At 33.6% G+C, this 1,424-nt stretch carries 2 protein-coding genes; both read right to left on the minus strand.

Translation table 11 applies throughout. The features are described from left to right. Positions 1-73 precede the first annotated feature (73 nt). Entirely contained in the window at positions 74-568 is a 495-nt protein-coding gene (locus ES677_RS15070) for a CAP domain-containing protein (protein ID WP_148370265.1), read from the minus strand. A gap of 211 nt (positions 569-779) precedes the next feature. After that, positions 780-1,424: pyridoxamine 5'-phosphate oxidase (pdxH, locus tag ES677_RS15075; protein ID WP_246124589.1), on the minus strand; the 645-nt coding region annotated here is incomplete at its 5' end.

Consider the following 1,424-nt stretch of genomic DNA (forward strand, 5'->3'; position numbering starts at 1 on the left):
AAGGTATGACTTAGACATAAAAAAAGAGCCGAATTATAAAACTCGGCTCTTCGACATATAAGTAAACTATTATTTATTTTTTTATAAAGATATTAGTGAAATACCATTTTCCTTGTTCATCTTTCTCTGCAGACACATCGAAATCGGTAAAATCTCCTTCAACATTACCTCTATGCCCATCACTATTTAACCACGCATTAACAACAGATTCTGCATTTGAATATCCATATGCTACATTTTCTGCTACTTGAACAGCATTTTCATAATCTTGCAAATAATACTTTCTAGAGTAGAAATTATCATGTGATACATTATTATTTACAATCATATAATCAGTATGAGAAAAGGCTTGTCCTTTTATTAATTCATTGTGATTAAGCGTGTTTAAACCTATTTTAATTCTATGGGCGTTTATAAGCTCCATAATAGTAATTTCGATAGTTTTAGCTTCTGGTATAGTGATGTTATCACTGTAAGTTGCTTCAAATTCCTCGCCATTGTCTGTTGAACATGATGTTGTAAAAGCTAATAGACAGGTTACAAATAGTAGGTTAAATAATTGTTTCATAATATATTATTTAGGTTCGGGGACTTAAATATACTATGAGCGTTACTTAAAATATGTTAATGGAATGTTAAAATCGATTAAAAACACGTATTTCATCCGATTTTTTGGTCAAACACCGTTTAAACGTACTTAGTGACGACCTATTCGGGTGTTTTGACTGATTTAATATGTCGTTCGTCGTTGTTTTTTAAATTGTACTAATCCTTTTTTACTATGGCGCTAATTGGCTCTTATTCCACTCATAATTCTCACCTAAAACATAATCTACACGATCGTGTAATCTATTAGGTCTGCCTTGCCAGAATTCTATTACGTTAGGTTTTATAATATAACCACCCCAATAGACTGGACGCGTTAAAGTTTTACCCTCGTATTGCTTTTCTAAAGCGTCTACTTTACTTTTTAAGCTTTCTCTTGATGCAATAACCTGACTTTGATTGGAGGCCATCGCTCCCAGTTGGCTGCCTCTTGGGCGCGTATTAAAGTAGGCATCACTTTCAGCATCCGATACTTTTTCAGCTATACCCCGAATAATCACTTGCCGCTCTGCTCCTTCCCAGAAAAAAGACACACTTACTTTCGGGTTTTTAGCAATCGCCTTTCCTTTAGTACTTTCATAATTAGTATAAAACACAAAACCATCCACTGTAAACTTTTTCAATAAAACAATTCTGTTTTTTGGATATCCATCGACACCTATTGTCGAGAGCGTCATAGCATTGGTTTCGTGATCTGGAAAACACAGATCTACATCGTTAAACCATTCTTTAAATAATTGAAATGGATTGTCTGGTGTGTTTTCAATTAAGAGTTCACTTTTTGTATAGGCCTTTCTATAGTGTCCTAAATCTTTTTC

This window comes from Bizionia gelidisalsuginis (genome assembly GCF_008086185.1).
Taxonomy (GTDB): Bacteria; Bacteroidota; Bacteroidia; order Flavobacteriales; family Flavobacteriaceae; genus Bizionia; species Bizionia saleffrena.

Bases quoted from the DNA above. Each gene is read 5' to 3' on its own strand.
- ES677_RS15070 (WP_148370265.1), bottom strand. From the start codon at position 568: ATGAAACAATTATTTAACCTACTATTTGTAACCTGTCTATTAGCTTTT.